The sequence below is a fragment of the Polynucleobacter sp. JS-Fieb-80-E5 genome (assembly GCF_018882015.1).
In the GTDB taxonomy this organism is placed as follows: Bacteria; Pseudomonadota; Gammaproteobacteria; order Burkholderiales; family Burkholderiaceae; genus Polynucleobacter.
Genome location: NZ_JACVPH010000001.1, coordinates 534,765 through 558,827, shown reverse-complemented (window position 1 = coordinate 558,827; position 24,063 = coordinate 534,765). Strand labels below are relative to the sequence as shown.

At 44.4% G+C, this 24,063-nt stretch carries 32 protein-coding genes; 30 read left to right on the top strand and 2 right to left on the bottom strand.

Annotation, left to right across the window (positions count from 1 at the left end; translation table 11 throughout):
• Positions 1-37: 37 nt before the first annotated feature.
• The 7 genes from ICN44_RS02685 (at position 38) to ICN44_RS02655 (ending at position 7,159) form a co-directional block, all read left to right on the top strand.
• Complete coding sequence (locus tag ICN44_RS02685) at positions 38-841, top strand: hypothetical protein (protein WP_216262579.1); 804 nt, start codon at positions 38-40, stop codon at positions 839-841.
• A gap of 97 nt (positions 842-938) precedes the next feature.
• Complete coding sequence (locus ICN44_RS02680; RefSeq protein ID WP_216262578.1) at positions 939-1,757, top strand: hypothetical protein; 819 nt, start codon at positions 939-941, stop codon at positions 1,755-1,757.
• A gap of 18 nt (positions 1,758-1,775) precedes the next feature.
• Positions 1,776-2,657 (top strand): hypothetical protein, encoded by an 882-nt coding sequence (locus ICN44_RS02675; RefSeq protein ID WP_216262577.1) that lies wholly within the window; start codon positions 1,776-1,778, stop codon positions 2,655-2,657.
• Between the two features lie 43 nt (positions 2,658-2,700).
• Complete coding sequence (locus ICN44_RS02670) at positions 2,701-3,810, top strand: linear amide C-N hydrolase (protein WP_216262576.1); 1,110 nt, start codon at positions 2,701-2,703, stop codon at positions 3,808-3,810.
• A 127-nt stretch (positions 3,811-3,937) separates the two neighbouring features.
• Positions 3,938-5,731: an amidohydrolase family protein gene (locus ICN44_RS02665; RefSeq protein WP_216262575.1), complete on the top strand. Its 1,794-nt coding sequence runs from the start codon at positions 3,938-3,940 to the stop codon at positions 5,729-5,731.
• 47 nt (positions 5,732-5,778) lie between these two features.
• Entirely contained in the window at positions 5,779-6,429 is a 651-nt protein-coding gene (locus ICN44_RS02660; protein ID WP_216262574.1) for a hypothetical protein, read from the top strand.
• Between the two features lie 178 nt (positions 6,430-6,607).
• The gene (locus ICN44_RS02655) at positions 6,608-7,159 is read left to right on the top strand and encodes a phasin family protein (RefSeq protein WP_216262573.1); all 552 of its coding nucleotides are present in this window, start codon (positions 6,608-6,610) and stop codon (positions 7,157-7,159) included.
• Between the two features lie 4 nt (positions 7,160-7,163).
• Here the strand turns inward: ICN44_RS02655 and ICN44_RS02650 are convergent, their stop codons facing one another.
• A complete protein-coding gene (locus tag ICN44_RS02650) occupies positions 7,164-8,063 on the bottom strand; it encodes a histone deacetylase (protein WP_216262572.1) in 900 nt (299 codons plus the stop codon).
• Positions 8,064-8,067: 4 nt separating this feature from the next.
• Positions 8,068-8,442: a DUF2237 family protein gene (locus tag ICN44_RS02645; protein WP_216262571.1), complete on the bottom strand. Its 375-nt coding sequence runs from the start codon at positions 8,440-8,442 to the stop codon at positions 8,068-8,070.
• A 61-nt stretch (positions 8,443-8,503) separates the two neighbouring features.
• Here ICN44_RS02645 and ICN44_RS02640 point away from each other — a divergent pair, with 61 nt between their 5' ends.
• The 23 genes from ICN44_RS02640 (at position 8,504) to ICN44_RS02530 (ending at position 24,063) form a co-directional block, all read left to right on the top strand.
• Positions 8,504-8,914: a thiol-disulfide oxidoreductase DCC family protein gene (locus ICN44_RS02640; protein WP_216262570.1), complete on the top strand. Its 411-nt coding sequence runs from the start codon at positions 8,504-8,506 to the stop codon at positions 8,912-8,914.
• Positions 8,911-9,459: a chalcone isomerase family protein gene (locus ICN44_RS02635; RefSeq protein WP_216262569.1), complete on the top strand. Its 549-nt coding sequence runs from the start codon at positions 8,911-8,913 to the stop codon at positions 9,457-9,459. Before ICN44_RS02640 ends, ICN44_RS02635 begins: the two co-directional genes overlap by 4 nt.
• A 3-nt stretch (positions 9,460-9,462) precedes the next feature.
• Positions 9,463-10,011: a DUF3833 domain-containing protein gene (locus ICN44_RS02630; protein ID WP_215358368.1), complete on the top strand. Its 549-nt coding sequence runs from the start codon at positions 9,463-9,465 to the stop codon at positions 10,009-10,011.
• Positions 10,012-10,081: 70 nt separating this feature from the next.
• Positions 10,082-10,615 (top strand): superoxide dismutase family protein, encoded by a 534-nt coding sequence (locus tag ICN44_RS02625; RefSeq protein WP_255537348.1) that lies wholly within the window; start codon positions 10,082-10,084, stop codon positions 10,613-10,615.
• Between the two features lie 39 nt (positions 10,616-10,654).
• Entirely contained in the window at positions 10,655-11,098 is a 444-nt protein-coding gene (locus ICN44_RS02620; RefSeq protein ID WP_216262568.1) for a DUF2452 domain-containing protein, read from the top strand.
• A gap of 35 nt (positions 11,099-11,133) precedes the next feature.
• A complete protein-coding gene (locus ICN44_RS02615) occupies positions 11,134-12,114 on the top strand; it encodes a zinc-binding dehydrogenase (RefSeq protein WP_216120540.1) in 981 nt (326 codons plus the stop codon).
• Positions 12,115-12,191: 77 nt separating this feature from the next.
• Entirely contained in the window at positions 12,192-12,602 is a 411-nt protein-coding gene (locus ICN44_RS02610; RefSeq protein ID WP_216262567.1) for a carboxypeptidase regulatory-like domain-containing protein, read from the top strand.
• A 91-nt stretch (positions 12,603-12,693) separates the two neighbouring features.
• Positions 12,694-13,548: a metal-dependent hydrolase gene (locus tag ICN44_RS02605; protein ID WP_216262566.1), complete on the top strand. Its 855-nt coding sequence runs from the start codon at positions 12,694-12,696 to the stop codon at positions 13,546-13,548.
• Between the two features lie 32 nt (positions 13,549-13,580).
• Complete coding sequence (locus ICN44_RS02600) at positions 13,581-14,333, top strand: transporter substrate-binding domain-containing protein (protein WP_216262565.1); 753 nt, start codon at positions 13,581-13,583, stop codon at positions 14,331-14,333.
• A gap of 1 nt (position 14,334) precedes the next feature.
• Positions 14,335-15,306 carry a tripartite tricarboxylate transporter substrate binding protein gene (locus tag ICN44_RS02595; protein WP_216262564.1) on the top strand — a complete coding sequence of 324 codons (972 nt, stop codon included), beginning with the start codon at positions 14,335-14,337 and terminating at the stop codon, positions 15,304-15,306.
• Between the two features lie 205 nt (positions 15,307-15,511).
• Entirely contained in the window at positions 15,512-15,931 is a 420-nt protein-coding gene (locus ICN44_RS02590) for a MarR family winged helix-turn-helix transcriptional regulator (RefSeq protein WP_216262563.1), read from the top strand.
• A gap of 32 nt (positions 15,932-15,963) precedes the next feature.
• Positions 15,964-16,518 carry a flavodoxin family protein gene (locus ICN44_RS02585; protein WP_216262562.1) on the top strand — a complete coding sequence of 185 codons (555 nt, stop codon included), beginning with the start codon at positions 15,964-15,966 and terminating at the stop codon, positions 16,516-16,518.
• A complete protein-coding gene (locus tag ICN44_RS02580) occupies positions 16,518-17,066 on the top strand; it encodes a cytochrome b (RefSeq protein WP_216262561.1) in 549 nt (182 codons plus the stop codon). Before ICN44_RS02585 ends, ICN44_RS02580 begins: the two co-directional genes overlap by 1 nt.
• Positions 17,056-17,643, top strand: a complete 588-nt coding sequence (locus ICN44_RS02575; RefSeq protein ID WP_216262560.1) for a YceI family protein — start codon at positions 17,056-17,058, stop codon at positions 17,641-17,643. Before ICN44_RS02580 ends, ICN44_RS02575 begins: the two co-directional genes overlap by 11 nt.
• 46 nt (positions 17,644-17,689) lie before the next feature.
• Positions 17,690-18,262: a YceI family protein gene (locus tag ICN44_RS02570; RefSeq protein ID WP_216262558.1), complete on the top strand. Its 573-nt coding sequence runs from the start codon at positions 17,690-17,692 to the stop codon at positions 18,260-18,262.
• 195 nt (positions 18,263-18,457) lie between these two features.
• On the top strand, positions 18,458-19,105 hold the full coding sequence (ccmA, locus tag ICN44_RS02565) for a cytochrome c biogenesis heme-transporting ATPase CcmA (RefSeq protein WP_216262557.1): 648 nt from the start codon (positions 18,458-18,460) through the stop codon (positions 19,103-19,105).
• Positions 19,102-19,767 (top strand): heme exporter protein CcmB, encoded by a 666-nt coding sequence (ccmB, locus tag ICN44_RS02560; protein ID WP_216262556.1) that lies wholly within the window; start codon positions 19,102-19,104, stop codon positions 19,765-19,767. Before ccmA ends, ccmB begins: the two co-directional genes overlap by 4 nt.
• Positions 19,764-20,534: a heme ABC transporter permease CcmC gene (gene ccmC / locus ICN44_RS02555; RefSeq protein ID WP_216262555.1), complete on the top strand. Its 771-nt coding sequence runs from the start codon at positions 19,764-19,766 to the stop codon at positions 20,532-20,534. The genes ccmB and ccmC overlap by 4 nt, the downstream gene beginning before the upstream one ends.
• Entirely contained in the window at positions 20,534-20,722 is a 189-nt protein-coding gene (gene ccmD / locus ICN44_RS02550) for a heme exporter protein CcmD (RefSeq protein WP_216262554.1), read from the top strand. The genes ccmC and ccmD overlap by 1 nt, the downstream gene beginning before the upstream one ends.
• A complete protein-coding gene (ccmE, locus tag ICN44_RS02545; protein WP_072583721.1) occupies positions 20,719-21,153 on the top strand; it encodes a cytochrome c maturation protein CcmE in 435 nt (144 codons plus the stop codon). The genes ccmD and ccmE overlap by 4 nt, the downstream gene beginning before the upstream one ends.
• Positions 21,150-23,069 carry a heme lyase CcmF/NrfE family subunit gene (locus tag ICN44_RS02540; RefSeq protein ID WP_216262553.1) on the top strand — a complete coding sequence of 640 codons (1,920 nt, stop codon included), beginning with the start codon at positions 21,150-21,152 and terminating at the stop codon, positions 23,067-23,069. Before ccmE ends, ICN44_RS02540 begins: the two co-directional genes overlap by 4 nt.
• On the top strand, positions 23,066-23,596 hold the full coding sequence (locus tag ICN44_RS02535) for a DsbE family thiol:disulfide interchange protein (RefSeq protein ID WP_216262551.1): 531 nt from the start codon (positions 23,066-23,068) through the stop codon (positions 23,594-23,596). Before ICN44_RS02540 ends, ICN44_RS02535 begins: the two co-directional genes overlap by 4 nt.
• The gene (locus tag ICN44_RS02530; protein ID WP_216262550.1) at positions 23,593-24,063 is read left to right on the top strand and encodes a cytochrome c-type biogenesis protein; all 471 of its coding nucleotides are present in this window, start codon (positions 23,593-23,595) and stop codon (positions 24,061-24,063) included. Before ICN44_RS02535 ends, ICN44_RS02530 begins: the two co-directional genes overlap by 4 nt.

Here is a 24,063-nt window from a genome sequence, read left to right as displayed (position 1 = left end):
TTTAATAAATGCCACCTTAGGGTGGCATCGCCTTTTTATGAAATTATTTTTATTACTCATCATCAGTCTTTTTGCTTCAGCAAGTTATGCAGAGGGCTTACTGGTTCCCCTCTCAAAATTTGATAATGATTCTCAGCAGCTGACGAACAGCAAGGTGTTAGAGTTTTGGGGTTATCACAATTACGACGGTAACGATAATTATCAAAATATTTTGAAGTTACGTTACTACAATCCCTTGGAGGCAGGTGATTGGCGAGGGCGTATACGTCTCGATAGTTCTTACGCATCCAATTACAACTCCATTTCGTCCGCTAATAATTCAGGGCAATTCAGTGCGGGCAACACCATGGTCACTATCTGGGGTCAAGACCGAACTTTTCTTAAGTCATTGGGTGCTTTGGTTGGTGGTCGTGTTGTATTTCCATTTGGTAATAATGGGCAGTGGGCGGTTGGCCCGCAATTAGGGTGGTCATTTGTTCCTGAGGTCGATAGTCTGTTGGGTGTGACCGATTTCTCGCCCTTATTGCGCTATATGTACGGCTTCGATACTAAAAACAATAATCAGACCATTAACCCCAATCAACCTGCATTGGTCAGAAACCTGCAAATATTCCCAACTATTGGCTTCCAGCTATCTCCAAACACAATGCTGCGTTTTTGGGATGAAAACGGTGCGGTTTACAACTCTGCTGGAGGGGGCTGGTTTGTGCCGATTGATGCTATGGTGACCCATCGCCTCACTAAGGACTGGGTATTTGCAGTGGGTGCTAGTAAACAAGTGGTTCAAAGTTATCACCAGTACGACTGGTCTACCTACGCGAAGATCTCCTATAACTTCTAGAGCGCAGGTCTTTTACGGTTAAGCCTACAGACTATAATTAGTACCAAAATTAGTATTAAATATTTCCTTACCAACCTTATATCGCATCGGTCCTTTTATGAATAAGAAAATTCTTGCATCTCTAATAGCTATATCTGCAATCTTCATGTCTGTAGGTGTTGCTCATGCAGATGAGGCGCTCACACCGATTCCCAAGATCTCTAATCAGTGGACTGTTGATGTAACGCCTTATGTCTGGCTTCCTAATATTAGTTCAACACTGAATTACAAAGGTAAGTACCTTAATACTGCAGACGTGAACATGAGCGATATTATTAGCAACCTCAAATCAGGAGGAATGATTTCTGGAGAGGCTCATTATGGTAGCTGGGGAATAATGGCTGATCTGGTTAGTGCTACATTGCAAAAGAGTGGTACTACTTCAGTCACTCCAGCGCCGGGTTACAACTTTAAGCTGGCGATGAAACCTACGGTTCAGCAAACTATGCTGACTGGTGCTGCTACTTATAATTTAGTCAATAATCAAAATGCCAATATTGATGGTTTATTAGGGGTTCGCTGGATTAGCATGACTGCTACGATGAACCTTGCACTTGATGGCACCAACTATTCATTAAGCGACTCTAAGACTGTCAGTACTGTCGATCCGATTGTTGGCTTTAAAGGACGCTATCGCATCGCAGATTCCACTTGGTATATTCCTTTCTACGCTGATATCGGCAGTGGCGGCGGAACAACTAACGTGACTTGGCAGGCAATGGCTGGTGTTGGTAAGACGATTGAAAAGTGGGTTGATGTCTCCTTGGTTTATCGCGGTCTTTACTATGACATGAGTAGCTCGAAGACTAACGGTGCAGGCCTTCTTCAGAAGACAACCTTTCAAGGCCCGCAATTATCAGCAACATTCCACTTTTAAATCTCTTTTAAATATTTTATGAAATTTACTTTAAAAATATTTACTCCTTTAGTGGCACTTGGATTCATAAGCATTTCAGTTTTTGCTCAAGAAATTCCTGCGCGTGCAGGCACAATTTCGGCTGAGAAATCTGGCGAAGTGAGTGTTTCTGCCAAGCCAGAGGTAAACAACGTTGATATTGCCAAGAAATTGGCAAACCCAATCGCTAATATGATCTCTGTGCCACTGCAATATGAATTTAGTCGTGGCGTAGGTAAAAACCAAGGCGGCTCAGAGCAGTCACTCCTATTTCAGCCGGTAGCGCCATTTAATATTGGCGGTGGGGATGTCTTTATCGTGAGACCAATTGTTGCGGGTGTGAGAGAAGTTAGTGTTCAAGATGCTTCAGGCAAGTCATTCTCTGGCTATGGCATTGCTAGCGTAACTCTCGAGTCTTTCTATGCGCCTAATACCAACTCCTCTTGGATTTGGGGTATTGGCCCCTACGCTCAATCACCATCAGGTAATAGTGGTAAGTTTGGCTCACAACAAACAGGTGCCGGCGTGACTGGGGTAGTACTAAACCGTGATGGCCCATGGACTTATGGCCTGCTTGGTTATCAATCATGGAATGTAGGTGGCAATCCAACTTTTGGTACACAAAATAATTTGTATGGACAACCTTTTGTGGCCTATACCAACAAAGAGGCTTGGACTTATACGGTGAATATGGAAGCGCTTTATAACTACGATGCTCACCGTACCTCCAACCCTCTTTACGCTGGCGTCTCTAAATTAATGGTGTTTGATGGTGTTCCTGTTTCTTTCGGTGCAGGCCCGATGTATTACGTGAGCAATACTCCGGGCGGACCATCTGGTTGGGGTGCTCGTGCAACAGCAACACTAGTTATTCTGAAGTAATTTGCCTTAGAAGTACTAACTTATACAAGATAGGAAGTTAATCATGAAACAAAAGATGTTCAAAAAAGTACTAGCTGCTTCGGTTTCGGTTACTTTGGCATTTGCTCCATTAGTGAGTAATGCCTGCACTAGCTTCTTGCTAAAAGGGAGCGATGGCGGCTATGTTTATGGCCGCACAATGGAATTTGGTTTGCCATTGAATTCTCAGTTAACGACTATTCCAAGAGCTTATGCCCATCAGGGAATTGGTGTTGATGGTAAATATGGTTCTGGTCTGAATTGGAATTCAAAATATGCGGTAGCTGGAATGAATGCGCTTGGCTTGCCTGAACTTGTCGACGGCATGAATGAGAAAGGCCTCGTTGGAGGTGTACTGAATTATCCCAATAGTGCCGCTTACCAAGCAGTTACTCAAGCTGAGTCATCCAGTAGCATCAATTCAGTTCAGGTGCTCACTTATGTGCTGACGAATTTTGCTACTGTTGATGAAGTGAAGGCCGGTCTACCAAAGATTAAAGTCAATGGCGCAAAGTTGGCTGTTTATGGAAATCAAACTCCACCAGTGCACTATACGTTGCACGATGCTAACGGTAAAAGTATCGTAGTAGAGTACTCCAAAAATGGATTATCTATTATGGACAATCCAACGACTGTTTTAACAAATGATCCTCCATTTCAGGATCACCTCAATAGCATTGGAAATTATGCCAATCTCTCTAAGGTAGAGAAGCCACCACTAGTTATTAATGGAGCTACCTACGCAGCACCGAGTTCTGGTAATGGATTGCATGGTCTTCCTGGCGATTTCCTAAGCCCAAGCCGCTTCATTCGCGCACTGTTTTTATCTAACTCAGTGCCAACAAACTTTACCAACGCCCAAATGGACGGTGCTGCTTGGCACATTCTAGGAAGCTTTGATATTCCTCCTGGATCAGTGACCTTGCCAGCTAGTAACCCTTATGGTGGCGGCACTGGTGGCTATGAGGTAACTGAATGGAGCATTGTGGCGAACAATAAAACCATGGTTTACAACGTCAAGATGTTTGAAAACAATAATACGTATGCATTTGATCTGAAAAAAATGGATGTGAATGCTAAAGAAATAAAGTATGTCAAATTAGCTCAACCTAAGATTTTGGTTCCAGTGAATTAATTAATTGAAGTTTGGATATCCATGATTAAAAGGGGCTCGCTTGTCGAGCTTCTTTTTTTAATAGATTGATGATTGCAATTGACGCATGCTTAGTATTTTATAAATGAAGGTTTGATAGAGGCTCCCAGTGAATCTAAAGTCTAAAATTATTTATGCCGGTGTACTAGGTCTATTCTCTGGCCTTGTTTCAGCGGTTCAATTGCTTGATCCTCCATCAACACCTAAGGTCACCAATATCACTGTATTTGTGGCCAAAAAAATTGTCACGATGGATCCGGCGATTCCTAATGCAACTGCTGTTGCTGTTGCTGATGGACGTATTTTGTCTGTAGGCTCTTTGGAAGATATGAAGCCTTGGACAAGCAAGTACCCAACGCAGATTAATAAAGATTTTGCTAATAAAGTCATGTACCCGGGATTTATTGAGCCACATGCGCACCCTTTGTTGGGTGGTATTTTGTTCAACAAACCATTACTGACACCATCGCCTATGCCAAATCCATGGGGGCCAGCGTTTCCTGGGGTTGCTAATTTACAGTCAGCAATGACACAGCTCAAAAAATACTCTGATGACATCAAGGATCCGAACAAGACACTATTGGCTTGGGGCTTTGACGTAGTGGCTATGGGGAAGATGCCTGATCGTCAGCTCTTAGATCAAGCTTCGAGCACGAGACCCATTGTTGTATGGGATGCTTCGGGCCATGATATGTATGTCAATAGTGCTTTCATCAAGTTTTATGGCATCACGCCTGAGAAGGTGAAGAATGTGAAAGGCGTAGGCATTGATAAGGATGGTCAATTAAATGGCCAGTTCTTAGAAATCCCTGCGGTAACTTATATTTTGGGCATTGCTGGAAAAGATGTTCTCAACCCCAGTGAAATTCCGACTGACTATTTATATATGAGTGATCTCATGCAGCAGGGCGGAATCACCACTTCTGGTGATTTGGCATTTGGTACTTTGAACATCGATATGGAGCTCAAGATTGCTAAGGCCTTTAGTCAATCCTCCGCAGGCGCCTTAAGGATTGTTCCTGTCGTTTACTCAGAGCCCTTTATTCAGAAGTATGGTGATAAGGCGATTGCAGAAGCACAGGCTCTACAACAGCAAGACAACGACCGTTTGATATTCCAAGGCGTGAAGTTCTATAGTGATGGCGGTTACTTACCAGAAACCATGCGTATGGAGCACCCAGGCTATACCGATGGAAGTCTAGGCTCGTCAAACTATAAGTCTGCACAAGACTTTGCTACTGCCATGAAGCCATGGTGGGACGCGGGTTATCACATTCACATTCATAGCAATGGGGATATTGGCAATCAAAATTCTATTAACGCTTTACAGTTAATGATTGATGCCAAGCCACGCTTTGATCATCGGTACACGATTAACCATTTTGGTATTCCATCGACTGCAATGGTGATGAAGATTAAGGCCCTTGGTGCTGTAGTCAGTGCCAATATTTCTTATATTTCTGAGCGCGCTAAATTGGAATACCCAGCCTTAGGTATGGATCGCGTATCTTATGCAACTCGACTTGGTACTTTAGTTCGCAATGGCATTGTTACTTCTATTCATTCAGATGCGCCTGTGTCTGCGCCTGTGCCCTTAAAAGAGGCGTGGACTGCAGTGACTCGTAAGGATGTGTACAACGATGGCAAGGTGTGGGGCTCAGCTGAGGCGGTAACTGCCTCTGATGCAATGAAGATGATCACCATTAATGCTGCTTACACTTTAGGAGTAGAGGATAAGGTAGGGAGTATTGAAGCCGGCAAGTTCGCAGACTTTGCGGTCTTAGATGCGGACCCACAAACTGTTCCCGCAATCAAAATTAAAGATGTTGGAGTGTATGCGACAGTTTTGGGCGGAAAAGTTATTCCGGTATCGGAAACCAAGAAGCCCAGATCCTTAGAGTAATACTCTCAATTGAGACTGACTATTTAAACCCTATCAATCACCTAAATATGACCAATACACATAAATCTTTTTTGAAATACCTTACCTTAACTTTGTTGTCAGCAGCTTTTCTAGCTGGCTGCCAATCCACTGGTCAAGATGGCAAGCCGCTCACTACTGCAGAGATTATTCAAAAGCGCGATGCTACTTTGAAAATGTCAAAGACTGGTCTTGATGCATTAATTAAGCAAAACCCTTCTGTTCGCAAAGAGATTGACGAGGCAGCTGGCTATGCAGTCTTCACTACTACCAATGTCAATATCGTTTTGCTAGTAGTGGCCCGTGGTGAAGGCGTCCTTTTTGATAAGCGTCGCAAAGAACCTATCTTTATGCAAGCGCTCAAAACAGGTGAAGGTTTGGGGGCTGGGTATCAGGATCAATACCAAGTGGCGATCTTTAAGACTCCCGGTGCTATCGATCAGTTTTTGTTGACTTCAATTGATGGGCGCCGTGGCGGTATCGATGTAGATGCGAACTTTTCTGCTGGTTCTGGCGGTACGATTCGTTCCTTCAACCCAGATATTACTTTCTACACAGTAGGTCTCTCAGGATACGATCTGCAGGCCAACTATGGGGGTACGCTCTACTTAGTGGATCAGCAGCTCAATAGTGCCGAGACTCTGAACAGTCTTCCAAAGAAGAAGCCAGATACAAAGTAAGTTTGGAGTAAAGCTAAAACCAGAGTCTATCCATGTCTCAGCAGTCTTAGAGCCCCAGCTAGCAATGTCTGGGGCTTTTCTTTTGCCTGTATCGGGTAGATCTACTGGTATTTCTCTATAGAAACCCGCCTGAACGAGAGTAGATTGGTATCTGACATTTCCCATCTGAAAGGCTGATATGACCAAGAAATCACTTGATATGAATGCAATTCCAGGACAACAAAGAGCTATTGATGCAACCAAGGCAGCTGGGCGCGTGGCGATTGAAAGTGCTCAGGCAATCGCACAGATTAATCAGCGGGCGACGCAGGAATTAGCCGGCATGATTCAGAAGAGAGTATCTGAGCTAATGAAAACTCAGGATCCTCGATCTGCATTTGAGTATGTTCATGCAGAGGTATTGCAGGATGCTGCCAAAGAGATCTCCCAATATCACAACCAATTACTTCAGGTGCTTAAAAGCGGTAATCAAGAGCTCGCCGATATTGCCGAAACCATGATTCAAGAATCTAAGGCGGATTTAATTCACTTTGTAAATGATGCTACAGATAATGCTCCGCTTGGTAGCGAGGCTTATGTCTCAGTTTTTAAAACCTCATTTAATAATGCCCTGCAAAATTTTGAGTTGATTCGTGCCGCAATGGCAGACTCATTTACGAATTTTGAGAGCAGCGTTGAGAATGTCAGTAGTCTCGCTAGCCCAAAAAGCGTCTCAAAAAAGAAGAGCTAAAGATTTAATATTGCTTCTGAAATTGCAGGGCGGTCTTAATGGTCTGAAAGTGAATATCCACTGTAGATGTCACTTCCTTTCCGTAACCGCCCGCCATTGAAAACGCGATGGGTAGTTGTCTATCCAAGGCATACTGAAATACAGTCTCATCGCGCAAGCGCATTCCTGCTGTACTGACATTCAGCCTTCCTAGGCGATCACCTTCATGGGGGTCGGCACCAGCTAAAAAAATGAGAAAGTCTGGCTTAAAGCGTGAATCCAGTTGATCTAGGGATTGGCATAGGGCATGTAAATAGGTGGCATCATCGCAACCGTCCTCTAAGCCCAAATCAAGATCGCCCTTTTCCTTTTTAAATGGAAAGTTATTTTCTCCATGAATAGAAAGGGTAAAAATAGAATCGTCATTTTGCAAAATAGACGCAGTGCCATTTCCTTGGTGCACATCCAAATCAATCACTGCAACTTTGAGGGATGAGCTAATCTCTTTTTGTAAAGCGCGGGCAGCAATAGCTGAGTCGTTGAAAACACAAAACCCACTACCAGCATCTCGATATGCATGATGGGTACCGCCCGCAAGATTGGCGGCAATACCTTCTCGTAAAGCAGTTTTGGCTGCAGCAACCGTGGCGCCTGCTGAGCGACGTGAACGTTCCACCATCTGCTTGCTCCACGGAAATCCAATCTCTCTTTGTTCTTGTGGAGAAAGCTTGCCCTCAATGACTTTTATGAGATAGCTTGGGTCGTGAGCATACAGAATTTGGGTATCTGTTACAGGTGGTGCTTCTACAAGTTCAATATTTCTTTCTCCACTCACCAAATCACGTAAGCGAGAATACTTTTCCATCGGAAAGCGATGACCCTCTGGAAGTGGTAATACAAAATGGTCGGTATAAAACGCTTTCACACTTTTACATTTCTCTGGAATATTCTTTCAGGATATTCAAAGGGACAGTCTCTAGTGCTTTGATGTGAGTACTTTCTAGTTTGATAGAGGGCGCGCATTGGGCATTGAATGCCTCCACCCAGCGATTGATGCATAGGCACCATTGGGCACCAGCCACTAACCCTGGAAATTGATACTCTGGTCTTGGGGTGATGAGGTCATTTCCTTTTTGCAGGCTAAATTGCAAAAATTCATTTGTCACAATCGCACAAACTAAGTGACTGCCCACATCCTCTTCATTGGTTTTGCAGCAACCATCCCTAAAAAACCCTGTTAGGGGATCGAAAGAGCAGGGAATGAGGGGCTCACCAAAAACATTTAGCGCAACTTCTTTTTGCATAGCAACCTTAAAAATATCCGTGTCAGCCAGTTTATTGAATAAGCCGTAAACTTGCTGAACAATGACTCAATTAGAAAAGCTTACCTTGTTTTACGATGGCGCTTGCCCGTTGTGCCAGGCGGAGATTCTCTTTTTATCGGGACGCAATCAAGACAATCTATTGGGCTTTGTCGACATTAACTCAGATCAGTATGATCCTCAAAAGGTGGGCGTCTCTTGTGAGGCTGCATTGGCGGCGATGTATGGTCAGTATGCTAGTGGCAAATTGACTCAAGGCGTCTCAGTTTTTCCTGAGGCCTATCGTCGTGCAAACTTACCTCGTATGGCCTGGTTTTTTTCAAGAAAGCCGCTCCAACCATTCTTGAAATTGGCTTATCTCTTTTTTGCCAAGAATCGGCATGCGATATCTAATCTTTTTGGGCCAGCAGCATTACGATTAGTCAAGGCCCGTTCAAGGTCTGTAAAGCAATGAAGAAAATTCACCTACTTCTCATCGCTACTCTACTGAGTTTCTTGGTGCCGACCAGTTTTGCGCGCGATCCTTTGGAAGTGCCAGCATATTTAAGCACTGCAAAACTGCAAGGAAGCGGGCGACTGACTTGGTGGGGCCTACATATTTACGATGCTTCCTTTTATAGGGTAGGCTCATTGTCTTCCTCTGAGTTTGCCTTAGATATGCGCTATCAAAAATCCTTCTCCGGTAAATCAATTGCCAATCGGAGCGCAGAGGAAATGAAGCGCACTGGCGTGCCTGATGATCAGGCTGCCCTTTGGGGTAAGGAGTTGGCGTCATTCTTGCCTAATGTTGAGTCAGGGCAGACTTTGACTGCTATCTATTCCCCTAAGCAAGGGACAGTTTTTTATCATGATGGTAAGCAAATTGCGCAAATATCTGGACCTGAGTTTTCAAAAGCATTTTTTGGAATTTGGTTAGATCCTAAAACAAGCTCCCCTAAACTGAGAACAGAACTATTGGGGCAAACCTGTCCACCACCACTTTTTAATGAGGCTTGTTAAGTTATGAAATCTTTTTTTACGCGCCTTGCATTCACAATATTTTGTGGAGCGCTTTTAGTCTCATGCTCTTCACCTCAGGTATCTCAATATGCGGCTGAGAAACCAGCCTTAGAGCTGAGTGAATACTTTTCTGGAACGATTGATGCCTATGGCATCTTTACTGATCGTAGCGGTGAAGTGAAAAAGCGCTTTACTGTGCTGATCAAAGCAAATTGGACGGTAGTTGAAGGTAAAAAAGTCGGCACCTTGGATGAACGTTTTGAATACTCTGATGGCACAAAGCAAACACGCATCTGGACGCTAACTGAGCAATCTCCAGGTAACTATATTGGTAGGGCCGATGATGTGGTGGGGGATGCACAGGGTCAGCTCGCCGGAAATGCTCTGAACTGGACCTACACCCTTGCATTGCCGGTGGATGGCACCATTTATAACGTGCAATTTAATGATTGGATGTACTTAGTCACCCCCAAGGTAATGCTCAATAAGGCCAAGATGAGCAAGTTTGGGATTGATTTGGGTGAGGTGACTTTGAGCTTCTATAAGCGCTAAGCAAAAGCGCCCGATTTGTGTCACACTTTCTTGGAAGTCGCCTTTGGGCGCCTCATCCAAGGAGATCTAAATGAACAAGAAATTCAAGCAAATTTCGATTGCTTTGTCCGCTGTGGGAATGTTGTCATTAGTAGCATGCCAATCGATGGAGCAAGGCACGGGTCAAAAAGCCAGCGCTAGCCTCGATTCAAGATCAGGCTCTCAGGCAAAGGGTGATGTTATGTTTACCTGGCAAGGAGATGACGTTCTCATCAATGGTAAGTTTTCTGGATTAAAGCCAAACTCAGAGCAAGGTTTTCATGTTCATGAAAAAGGCGATTGCTCTGCTCCGGATGCAACCAGCGCAGGTGGTCACTTCAATCCTGAAACAAAATCTCATGGCATGCCCAATAGCGGTATGAATCATGCAGGAGATTTGCCCAACATTAAGTCCGATGCCAATGGCAACGCAACTTACACGGCTAAGTTACATGGATTTGCTGTAAATACAGGCCCAACTGGAATTGTCGGTCGCTCTGTGGTTGTGCATAGAGATCCGGATGATTACAAATCTCAGCCTGCAGGAAATTCTGGCCCACGTATTGCATGTGGCTTGATTAAGTAATCACATCTATTTATTAAATTAGTACATATAGGGCATTTCATGAGAATCGAAGATACCGATCCAGCGCGACATGCAGGGATTGAATATCCAATGGAGGTGGGTGCTCCCGTGTTTGCGCCCATCAAAGTAACTGAGGAAAAAGATAAGGCTGTAAATGTAGCTCGCCAAAATGCCAAGCTTGAGTACGATCGCATTATGGAGCAGGCTGAGGTCTTGATGAAACAAGCTAAAGCCCTGCAAGCAAGGCTAGATGCTACGGAAATGGTGCATAGCGCTAAATTTGGCTTTAATCCTATTCATGGAAAAATTTATCATCTGTACTATGACGGTAGAAATAACACCAATGTATTGATTCAGAATGGTCCGAAAGAATGGAGCTGTGGAATTCCAGGTGGCTGGACTTATTCAATGGCAGTAAAGAAGTTGGGTGACAGTACTTGGGCGGTAATTGAAGACGATTCTGTTGGCGCCCTTACTGTATGATGTTTTTTCTATATATAAAAATAATTAGGTGACCTGTGACAAAAGCTCGAGTCGTTAGTCTTACTGAACTAGGTAGTGCAGACGTAATCAAAGTGATTGATAAAGAATTGCCACCACCTGCAAAAGGTGAAGTGCAACTCCGTCAAACTGCCATTGGATTTAATTTCATTGACGTATATCAGCGCTCAGGCGTTTATCCATTAGAGATGCCTACGGGCCTTGGGCATGAGGCTACGGGTGTGGTTGAGGCTTTGGGCGAAGGCGTAACTGATTTAAAAGTGGGTGATCGCGTCGTTTATATGAATGCTGGGATTGGTGCTTATGCAAGTGCACGTAATGTAGCAGCCGACAAATTGGTTGTTCTGCCAAGCAATATTTCTGATGAAGTAGCCGCAGCCGTTTTCTTTAAAGCAATGACTGCACAATATCTTGTGCAAAAAACCTATAAAGTAAAAGCGGGTGATGTAGTGCTCGTGCACGCAGCTGCTGGCGGCGTTGGTCAAATATTAGCTGGTTGGGCAAAAGCATTGGGTGCATTTGTCGTGGGCACTGTGGGTTCGCCAGCAAAGTTTGCGGCTGCTAAAGAAGCGGGTTGCGATGCTGTTGTTGATTACTCTCAAGCAAATTGGGTTGAAGAAGTGCTTAAAGCCACTGGTGGCAAAAAAGCCAATGTGGTTTATGACTCTGTTGCTAAAACTACTTTCTTAGGCTCTTTAGATTGTGCTGCTCCTTTTGGAACAGTCGCTTTGTTTGGCGCTGCTTCAGGCCCAGCTCCAGAAATTCAGCCAGAGATCTTAAATAAGAAGGGCTGCCTGTTTTTAACTAGACCTTCTGTATTTCCGCACAACGCTACTGCAGCTTTGTTAAAAGAAAATGCCAAAGCAGTATTTGATGCAATTGCCAAAGGGCAGGTTAAAGTACAAATCGGTGCTAAATTTTCTTTAGAGCAAGCTGCTGATGCGCATCGTGCTGCTGAGGGACGAAAAGTTTCAGGCGCCATTGTGATGACTCCATAAGCTTAAGTGTTCTAACGCACATAAGCCCCGTGTATGCGGGGCTTTTTTTATGCATCAATCAGACGTAAGATAGAAGTATGAAAACACTTCTCAAAATACTGATTGCCACTCCAATCATCTTATTGAGCTGTTTGTCCTTGGCACAAATTCCTGAGACACAACATTCACAGGGAATTTCTTACATCACTGGTGGGGTAGGCGAGAGTGAGACGGTTGCGATTTTAGCTGATGCAAAGCAATGGCCATTGCTATTAGAAATGTCTCAAATAGAAAATGGCAGGGGAGTCTGGATCTTCGGAGCAAGTATCAAAATCATGAGTTCTAAAAAACAGCTCATTTTTGATGCCCAAGCAGATGGGCCTTATATGCTGATTAATCTTGAGTCTGGTGACTATGTGATCGAGGCAACTTATCAAGGGGTGGTTCAAAAGAGGGCGCTTTCTATTAAATCCGACTCACCACAAAAGGCTTCCCTTTTCTGGAAATAATGCCTTGAAAATTGACGCATTGCGTCATAAGCCTAAACATTCAATTTGGTCTATAGTTTCCTGATTACTACAATCATCAGGAGATGAATGAATGAAATGCTTTTCAACTAAAAGCGGTTTGAGCCTATTGCTTTCGGCAATATTAGTTTCAACAGCCTCACTCAGTAATGCGCAGAATTCTTCAGCTGTAGGTGCTCAGGGTAAGACTGAGGCGCTATGGCTTGGACAGGCAGGGTTTCGGATTAAATCTCCTCAGGGAAAAATAATTCTGATTGATCCCTGGATTACTGGCGGTCCTAAGACACCGCCGATTTACAAGAATGATTTGGCAGCGATTGGTCCGATTGATGTGTTGCTAGTGACGCATGCACACGTTGACCATCTTGGCGATGCGCCAGCTGTGGCTAAGATGAATAACATCAAGTTATATGGTCCAGCCGATATGGTGACGCCACTAACTACTTTGGGAATTCTGCCAGCAGACCTGGGTCATCGCTTTAATAAAACGGGTCGCGTAACACCTGCGCCTGGAATCAAGGTAACTGCAGTTCAAGCAGAACATTCTTCTTTATTGGTTTGGAAAAATCCTGCTACAGAAAAATTAGAATCGCACCCTGCTGGCGAGCCTATGGGCTTCATTATTGAGCTTGAGAACGGCTTTAAGATTTGGCATATGGGAGATACCGGCTTATTTAGCGATATGAAATTCATTAGCGAACACTACAAGCCCGATCTAGTAATGGTTCCAATTGGAGGCAATTTCACAATGGCTCCGGATGATGCTGCATATGCATTGCGCACCTGGGTGAAGCCAAAGATGGTGATCCCAATGCATTACAATTCTAACCCGATGACTAAAGGTACGTTAGCCGAGTTTCAGGAGGCTATGAAGGGTAGCAATATCAAAATTATTCCGATGACTGAAGGTGAAATAGTTCAATTCTGAGCAGTCTCTAACTTTCAATCCTAAGGATAATTTTGAATTCAATTGCTTCTGAAGTGAGGGCGCAGCTTGCCCCTCACGGTGTACTTTCTGCTGCCGTCTATCTTGGTAATTTCTTGTTAGTGACTGGTCGCACGTCTTCAGGAGAGCCTACGGGTATTGCGCCGGATATCTGTCGCGCGATAGCAAAGCGTATGGATGTGAAATTAGACCTAAAGGGTTTTGAGACTCAAGATGAGGTGGTTGATGCTGCCGCTAGCGGTAGGTGCGGAATTGTTTTAGTAGGATCTGATCCAGCACGTGCACAAAAGGTGATATTTACTCCTGCTTATGCGGAGCTAGAGGCAACTTACTTGGTGTCTGATGAGTCACCAATACAAGATATTGCTCAGGTGGATCAACCGGGGGTTCGAATCGCATCTTTCTTTAAGAGTGCGTACGATCACTGGTTACAAAGAAATTTAAAGCATGCCTCTCTAGTTCACGCAGATAGTCTCCAGGCAAGTAATGAACTTTTTCTTAGCGAGCACTTAGATGCGCTGGCCGGCCTTAAGACAGGCTTAGTAGCCTTTGCAAAAAAACATCCAGGTTTGCGAATATTGGAGGGTCAATTCACTGGAATTCAGCAAGCAATCGCAACCAATAAATCTAATGTAGAGGCAATCGATTTTCTGAGTGCATGTGTAGAAGAATGCATTCGTAGTGGTCTGGTGAATGATCTGATTCAGAAATACCAAGTTCAAGGCTTATGTGCAGCACCCATTCATCACGGATCAGTAGCAAAGTAGTATGAAAAAAATTACATTCGTCTTTACTCTGATGCTCGGCTTGTTTGCTTATCAAAACACCTTTGCCCAAGCAAGCACTTACCCGAACCACCAAATTAAAATCATTTCTCCTTTTGCCACAGGTGGGATTGCGGATGGATTCTCACGCATCATAGCGCAGGGCTTGAGCGAGTCTTTTGGGCAGCCAGTTATTGTGGAAAACAAGGCAGGTGGCGGTGGAAATATTGGTGCCGACTTTGTGGCTAAATCGCCAGCAGACGGCTACACCTTAATCATGGGAAGTATTGGCACACATGCTGTTAATCCCTACTTGGTTAAAAACATGCCCTATGATCCCCTGAAGGATTTTGTGCCGGTGGTATTCGTATTGGATGCAGAAGGTTTGTTAGCGGTTAATCCAAATTTACCCGTTAAAAATGTTGCCGAGTTAATTGCTTATCTGAAAGCAAACCCAGGAAAAGTTTCTTACGGTTCTGGGGGCATCGGTACCGCTAGTCATTTGGCTGGAGAGCTTTTTGTAATGACTGCAAAAGTAGACATGACGCATATTCCTTATAAAGGGAATGCCTTAGCTATTACTGATCTCATTGGGGGTCAAACTCAAGTGATGTTTGCAACCATGCCTACTATTCTTCCTTACGTCAAAAGTGATAAGTTGCGAGGTTTGGCTGTCACTGGCGCAGGGCGAGATCCATCTATGCCAGATTTGCCAAGTATTAGCGAAACCTTGCCGGGATTTGATGTAAAGAATTGGATTGGTCTATTTGCTCCAGCAGGTACCCCACCTGTAGTTGTTAAAAAATTACACGATGAAGTTGCCAAAATCATGCAGCAGCCAGCAGTTCAAAAGAAGTTGGAAGCAGAGGGCGCAAAGTATTACGCTATGACACCAGAGGCATTCGGAGCATTTCAAAAGAAGGAATCGATTCGCTGGGGCAAGATTATTAAGAGTGCTGGCATCAAGCCGGAGTAGAGCCCTCTAAAGGCGGGCGTGTCTCGCTCTGTGCGCTAAGCGCTAGCCAAGGAAGCTAACAGAGGCTAACCTAGTGAGCTAGCACTTACTAATTGCAATGTAGTACTGGCTTTAAACCCTATAAATTGAAGGTTTCTTAGTTTTTTATTGCAAATAGTTCGTATTAGTACTATATTAGTTCTAACTAGTACTTTAAATAGGATTTATGAACTTTTTACCCGTCCTGAGAAACCTCGTTTCTGCCTATCAAGCTTTTGAGCGTTATTCAGCTCCGCACATAGCGGCAATGGGTTTAACGATGACCCAGTTTGATGTGATTGCCACGTTGGGTAATCAGTTGCCGATGTCTTGTAAAGAGTTGGGTGAGAAAACACTGGTGACCAAGGGAACGTTAACGGGAGTGCTAGAGCGCTTGGAAGCAAAAGGTCTCATTTTTCGTCAGATAAATTCTGAAGATGCGCGTAGTCAGCTGATTGGTTTAACGGCATCTGGACAGTCATTATTTGAAAAAGTATTTCCAGAGCATTTGGAACATCTAAATGGCGCATTTAAGAAATTATCATCAAATGAATTAAAGCAATTAGAAGAGTCATTGCGGTTGCTGAGAGACGCATTTAAATCATAAACATCAAGTCAAGATTTTTTTAGGAGAAATTGATGAGTAAAGTAGCTGTTGTATTTCATAGTGGTTATGGGCACACCGTAAAGCAGGCTGAGGCTATTGCTAAAGGCGCTAATGGAACATTGATTGCCATTAACGCTGAGGGCAATATTACTGATGCACAATGGGCGACACTCAATGATGCTGACGCTATTGTGTTTGGCTCTCCAACCTATATGGGTACGGTGAGTTGGCAGTTTAAGAAGTTTGCTGACGCTAGCTCTAAGCAATGGTTTTCACAACAATGGAAAGACAAGGTCTTCGGTGGTTTTACGAATTCAGCAACAATGAATGGTGATAAGCATTCAACCCTACATTACTTCTTTACTTTGGCTATGCAGCATTCTGGTCTTTGGGTTGGCACTGGATTGATGCCTTCGAATTCGAAAGCTGCAAAGCGTGATGATATTAACTATGTGGGTTCATCTGCGGGTGCAATGATGCAAACACCATCTGATGCAAGTGCTGACGAAGTAAATGCAGGTGATCTGGAGACTGCACGACTGTATGGCGAGCGTGTTGCAAAAATTACCAAACAGTTGCGCGGATAATGGATAAAGTCAGATACACCTCTGTTGCCATCATCTTGCATTGGGTGATGGCGCTCTTGATATTTGCAACATGGTCAATTGCAATTGCCGTGGATGATATGCCATTGAGTCCACTCAGAATTACAGGAATCAGCTGGCACAAATGGCTTGGTGTCACCATATTCTTTTTGGTGGTTCTGCGCTTATTGTGGCGCGCAATTCACCCAGCTCCTGCATTAAACCTCGCAATGCCAGCATGGCAAGAGCATGCAATGAAGCTAACCCATCTTGCACTGTACTTATTGATGCTTCTGATTCCGATTGTGGGCTGGTTAATGAGTTCTGCTAAGGGCTATACCGTCAACTACTTTGGCTTATTTGAATTACCGGATCTGGTAGATAAAGATAAGGCACTTGGCCATCAGTTGAAGGAGATCCATGAGTTTTTGGCTAATGGATTAATAGCTTTGGTTGGACTTCATATTTTGGCTGCTCTAAAACATCAATTTATCGATAAAGATGGCTTATTAAGTCGTATGACCTTTGGAGGGTCTACCCGTGAAAAGTAAATTTTCATTTCATTTAGGAATGTTGGCACAGGCTTTATTGGCGATGCTATTTATTAGCGCTGCAAGCTCGGCTTATGCAGTGGAGTATTCATCTATTGATGCCGCGAAAAGTAAAATTACTTTTACAAGCAAATTAATGGGTTCAAAAATCTCTGGAAGTTTTGGAAAATTTTCTGGGAAGGTTTTATTTAACCCAGACGAGCCAGAAAAAGCGAAGGCTAACCTCATTATTGAAATCTCAAGTTTTAATGCTGGTGGGGAAGAGTTGCAAGAAGAGGCAAAAGGAAAAGACTGGTTCAGTACAAAGCTCTTTCCAACTGCCAGCTATGTAACGGATGCTGTAAAGATTACGGGCCCCAATAGTTTGGATGCCCATGGAACCCTAACCATCAAGGGCAAAGCTGCGCCACTGTTGATATCCGTGAAGTATCAGCTGCAAGGCAAGCAGATGGTCTTTGATGCTAGCTTTCAGGTGCTGAGGTTGGATTTTGGCTTGGGTGCTGGAAACTGGGCAGACACTTCTGCAGTCGCTAATGAGGTGCCAGTCAATGTTCACTTAGTCTTAAATCCAAAATAGTTTTACAAATTAACTTACTTACTCAATTTTTAATCAGGAGAATTACATGAAATCAAAATTACTTATCGCTTTATTTACAACTATTGGCCTTAGCTCTGCTTTTGCTGCGCCAGTAACTTATGCTACTGATGCTAACCACACCTTTGCTCAGTTTGAATATAACCATTTAGGATTCTCTAAGCAGACCAGTCGCTTTAATGCAGTTGCTGGAACTGTAGCGATTGATCAAGCAGCTAAAAAAGGCAGTGCAGATATCACCATTGATACGAAATCTGTCGATACAGGATCGACTGTATTCAATAATCACATCCAGGGTGAAGATTTCTTATCGACTACACAGTTTCCAACTGCTAGCTTTCAATCAAACGATATGATTTTTAAAGGCGACAAGCCAGTTGCTTTAAAAGGGGTGTTGACATTGAAGGGTGTAAGCAAGCCAGTTACATTGAATATCACTAATTTTGAGTGTAAAAAACATCCAATGTCTGGTGCTGATTATTGCGGTGCCAATGCTGAAACAAAAGTGAAGCGCACAGAATTCAATATGGGTAAATACGCGCCGAACGTGGGTGACGATGTAACCATCATGATTGCTATTGAGGGCTCTAAAAAGGAGTAATTCCTTTTGTTGGGCTGATGTCATCTGAAAAAACCACCTACGGGTAGTTTTTTCATTCTCGGCCGACTCGGTTTATAATTACATAAGTAATTGAATTAAAAGGGATTATTCCTTTAATTCCACTTTTGCTGGTTTGACAGCTCTTAGGGGCTCTTGGACAATGCCATGGGTGGTTGATTCAAGCCCCAAGTCCACATGACAGCTGATACTCATTCCTCTTCCAATACACCACATTTGACGCTCGAAGCTCGTGCGCTGACATGTATTCGTGGGGAGCGACAATTATTTCAGAATCTGAATCTCACAGTAACGGCTGGAGAGTGCCTACATGTGCGCGGCGAGAACGGGGTTGGAAAAACTAGCCTCTTAAGACTCCTGACGGGACTTTCTAAACCAGAGACGGGAGAGGTTCGTTGGAATCATCAGTCAATCACTAAAGACCCTTCTACATATCATCGGGAGCTTTTATTCCTGGGGCATCGTGATGCTCTGAAAGAGGATCTCACTGCATTGGAAAATCTACAGTTATATGCAGTGCTGGACGACATTCATTTGCCAGGTGATAAGGCTTTAGCAGCGCTCTGGCGTTTTGGTTTGCGTGGGCGCGAGAGCCTGCCGGTCAGTTGTTTATCGGCTGGACAAAAGCGTCGAGTCTTAATGGCGCGTATGTTGACACGTCAAGCGAAGCTGTGGATTTTGGATGAGCCATTCAATGCGCTGGATATTCGTGCCGTTCAAGATTTGCAAGGGTTAATAGCAGAGCATGTGGAGCAAGGTGGTCTAGTGGTACTGACTAGCCATCAAGCAGTGGATCTTTCGCGTGTGAGGGTGCTAGACCTATGAACGCTCTGCTCGCAATCATTCGCCGTGATTTGCTCTTGGTCATGCGCCGCAAGAGCGAGGTACTTACGGCCCTCTTCTTTTTTGTCGTGGTGACTAGTTTGTTTCCATTAGGTATTGGTGCGGATGCTGCTTTGCTGCGTAAGATTGCTCCAGGCGTTCTTTGGGTTGCAGCCTTACTGTCTACTCTATTAGGCTTGCAGCGGATGTTTGCTGCCGATTATCAAGATGGCGCTTTAGAGCAGCTTGCCCTGTCACCGCAGCCTATGGTCTTGTTCGTAACTGGAAAAATTATTGCCCATTGGATGGTGAGTGGGCTACCACTCGTGCTCTTAGCCCCGATCATCGGCATTCAGTTTGATCTGGATGCTAGCTCTTTGTATGTACTGATGGGAACTCTATTATTAGGTACCCCAGTGCTATCCTTGCTAGGCTCCATAGGTGCAGCCTTAACCTTGGGTGTCAGAGGCGGCAGCGTGTTATTAAGCTTATTGATATTGCCTTTATATATTCCGGTTCTCATTTTTGGCGCTGGCGCCGTATATGCTAATAGTGTGGGTTTGGATACGTCAGGCCATTTTTCATTGCTTGGCGCATTATTGATTTTGGCTTTAGCATTTGTTCCTTGGGTAAGTAGTGCTGCTGTAAAGATTGCAATTGAATGAATCCGATAAATACTTTTTCTAATCACCGCTTAGTTAACTGGTTTAAGTTATCTAGCCCCAGCACTTTTTATCCGGTGGCGGGTAAGCTCATCCCATTCTTCTGGGTATTGGCTTTTCTATTTGGTGCTGCTGGTCTGTGGGTAAGTTTCTTTGTTGCGCCGGTAGACGCTGTGCAAGGGCAGGGCTATCGCATCATTTTTATTCATGTGCCCGCATCCTGGATGTCGATGTTTATTTATTTAGTTATGGCTACATGGGCAGGATTAGGACTAGTCTTGAATACCCGTTTGTCTGCCATGATGGCGCAGGCTCTTGCCCCTATAGGTGCTTGGATGGCATTTCTATCTCTGTGGACCGGAGCGTTCTGGGGCAAGCCCATGTGGGGTGCCTGGTGGGTTTGGGATGCTCGGCTGACTTCAGAGTTAATTCTTCTCTTTCTGTATTTGGGCTTTATTGCCTTGCGAGCATCGATTGATGATCCTCGCCGTGCCGATAAGGCGAGCGCCATTTTGGCTTTGGTAGGTGTTGTAAACGTACCGATCATTTATTTCTCAGTGAAATGGTGGAACACCTTGCATCAAGGCGCCTCCGTTTCTCTCACAAAAGCCCCGGCGATGGCACAAACCATGCTCTGGGGAATGCTGTTGATGGCTTTATGTCTTTGGATGTACACCATTGCAGTCACCTTAATGCGAGTGAGGGCAATCATTTTGGAACGTGAAGCCCATGCTGATTGGGTGAGACAATCAATTGAGGTGAAAATCTGATGTGGAATAGCCCTTCTGAGTTTTTTGCCATGGGCGGCTACGCACTGTATGTCTGGAGTAGTTTTGGTGTTTGTGCGCTGGTATTGATATTGGAATCCCTCATGGTGCGTGCTCGATTTAGAGCAATCGTACGTCGGTTGAAGCAAGAGCAATTAGCTGAGCAGTTTGATAAAGAGATTAGTAAGTGAAGCCTAGACATAAACGTGCATTGATGATTGTTGCAGCGCTGATCGTAATTGGTGTAGCCGCACTTTTAATTTTGAATGCGCTTAATAGTAATATTGCTTTATACGTCACCCCAAGTGAAGTGTCAGCAGGCAAAGCGCCTCAAGGTCAGGCTTTCCGAATTGGTGGCATGGTAAAAGACGGCTCTTTAAAGCGCGATGGCCTAACCGTGCACTTTGTGATTACTGATCTGGTGAAAGATATTCCAGTAGCCTATACAGGCATCCTTCCTGATTTGTTTAAGGAAGGTAAAGGTGCCGTGATCCAAGGCCGTATGAATGCGAATGGTGAATTTATTGCCAGTGAAGTATTGGCTAAACATGACGAGAACTACATGCCTCCTGAAGCAAAACATGCTTTAGAGCAAGCTCAAAAAAACGGAACGAATAAATGATTCCGGAGTTTGGACATTACGCACTAGTTCTGGCGCTTTGTATTGCCTGTATTCAGGGGGTTTTGCCATTACTAGGCGCGCACTATGGCCGACGTGATTGGCTAGTATTAGCAAGACCTGCTGCGCAAACGGTTTTCTTATTGCTGGCGATTGCTTTTGGAATCTTGGCCTGGAGTTTTTACGCCAATGATTTTTCTTTACTCTATGTTGCTGAGCACTCCAATTCACAACTACCAGTGATTTATCGGTTAGGCGCAGTATGGGGTGGTCATGAAGGATCGCTTTTATTGTGGATTTTCTTGCTGACTACCTGGACCATTTTGGTTGCTCAGCTTTCGAAAGCATTAGATGACTTTATGGTGGCGCGAGTCATTGGTGTTTTGGGGCTGGTCACTAGTGGCTTGCTCCTGTTTGTTTTAACAACCTCAAATCCGTTTGAGCGTTTATTGCCTGCTGCTCAAGATGGCCGCTCATTAAATCCACTCTTGCAAGATCCGGGCTTAGTATTTCATCCGCCAATGTTGTACATGGGTTATGTTGGTTTTTCAGTGGCATTTGCATTTGCAATTGCTTCTTTATTGTCTGGAAGATTAGATGCCGCCTGGGCTCGTTGGTCACGTCCTTGGACAACCGCTGCTTGGGTTTTCCTGACCCTCGGTATTGCTTTGGGTTCATGGTGGGCCTATTACGAATTGGGTTGGGGCGGCTGGTGGTTTTGGGACCCCGTTGAGAATGCCTCGTTTATTCCTTGGCTCGTGGGTACTGCCTTATTACATTCTTTAGCTGTTACTGAAAAGCGCGGTGGCTTTAAGAGTTGGACTGTGCTCTTAGCAATTACCGCCTTCTCTTTATCGCTACTAGGAACCTTCTTGGTTCGTTCGGGTGTTCTAACTTCAGTTCATGCGTTTGCAACCGATCCAAGGCGCGGCATCTTTATTCTGATCTTCTTATCACTCGTCGTTGGTTCGTCTCTGATGCTTTACGCATGGCGTGCGCCTAAGAGTTCGATGGGCGGCAAATTTAGTTTGAGCTCCAGAGAAACATTGATTTTGCTCGGCAATGTCTTTTTAGTGGTTTCTGCCGGATCTGTTTTACTGGGCACCCTATATCCATTGCTGATTGATGCTTTGCATCTAGGTAAGATTTCTGTAGGCCCTCCTTATTTCAATAGCGTATTCGTGCCCATCATGGTGCCATTGCTGGTATTGATGGGTATCGGTCCATGGGCAAGCTGGAAGCAGAGTAATTTAATCAGCATCATCAAGCGCTTATGGATTGCAGGCGCAGTCGCTCTGATTGCAGGCGTTGGAATTCCCTTAATCATGGGCCAATTTACTTGGCTTGCAGGCATGGGCTTCATGTTGGCATTTTGGGTAATCGCTTCGGGCTGCATGCAAATTATTCGCCAAGCTAAAGCCGGTAAACCAACCCGTTCTTTTATTGGTATGCAGGTGGCGCATTTAGGTATTGCGGTATTTGTGATTGGCGTCACAATGGTCGGCGCTTATCAAGAAGAAAAAGATGTGCGCATGTCAGCCGGCGATACAATTAGTGTTGGCGGATATCAAATCCAGCTGCAGGGAGTTAGCGCTGCTCGCGGCCCAAATTACCAGGCAATGCGCGGCACATTTCTGCTGTCTAAAAATGGTAGCGAACAGATCAGCCTTTATCCTGAGAAGCGAAGCTATTTTTCATCGACGATGCCAATGACTGAAGCGGCGATCGATGCTGGGCTTACCCGCGATATTTATGTATCGCTAGGTGAAGAACTCAGCGATCAATCCTGGGCTGTACGCGTTTACTACAAGCCTTTCGTGGATTGGATTTGGGGCGGTTGCTTGTTGATGGCTTTAGGTGGCGTGTTGGCTATGTCGGATAAGCGCTATCGACTGAAGTTAAAGAGCAAGTTCGTATGAAAGCAAAATTTTTAATCCCCCTGATCTTATTTGTAGGCTTAGTAGTCTTCTTGGCGATTGGCTTAAATCGTGATCCACATGAAGTACCTTCACCATTAATTAATAAGTCTGCCCCTGCATTTGAAGTTTCTCAATTGGCTGATGCCAATAAAACGTTCTCGCCAGCAAGCATGAAGGGTCAAGTGTGGATTCTGAATGTTTGGGCATCCTGGTGCGTAGCCTGTCGTGAAGAACATCCGGTATTGGTTGAGCTTGCTAAGTCCCAAATAGCGCCAGTGATTGGTTTGGATTACAAAGATAAGCGTGAAGATGCTCTGGCAATGCTGGCAAAACAAGGTAATCCTTATTTACTCTCTGCTTTTGACGGCAATGGGCGTGTTGGTATTGATTACGGTGTCTATGGTGTGCCTGAGACTTACATCATCGATAAGGCCGGGGTGATTCGCTTTAAACACATTGGCCCGTTAACAATGGATTTATTGAATCAAAAAATTTATCCTATGCTAAGTGAGTTAAAGAAATCATGAGGCTGATTTTATTAATCGCCGTTTGCTTATTTAGTTTAGGCAGCGTGTTTGCCAAAGATGCTGCACCACTCGCAGATGACCCTGTAACAGAGCAGCGTCTTATTAGTATTTCAGAAGAAATGCGCTGCTTGGTGTGTCAGAACGAGTCATTGGCAGGCTCGCGCTCGGATTTAGCCAATGATTTGCGTCGTGAAATTCGCATATTGATCAAAGAGGGTAAGAGCGATGATCAAATCCGCTCGTTTATGGTCGAGCGCTATGGCGATTTTGTACTGTATCGTCCGCCAGTCAAGCCAGTGACCTGGTTGCTATGGATTGGCCCATTTGTTATTTTGGGTCTGGGCATTGCTGGTTTATTAATGTATTTAAGACGTAGAGATAGCAGCCTGCCTAATGTCACGCTGACTGATGCTGATAATCAAAAAATCGATGCACTATTAAATGCAAGCGATAAGAAAGAGGGATGA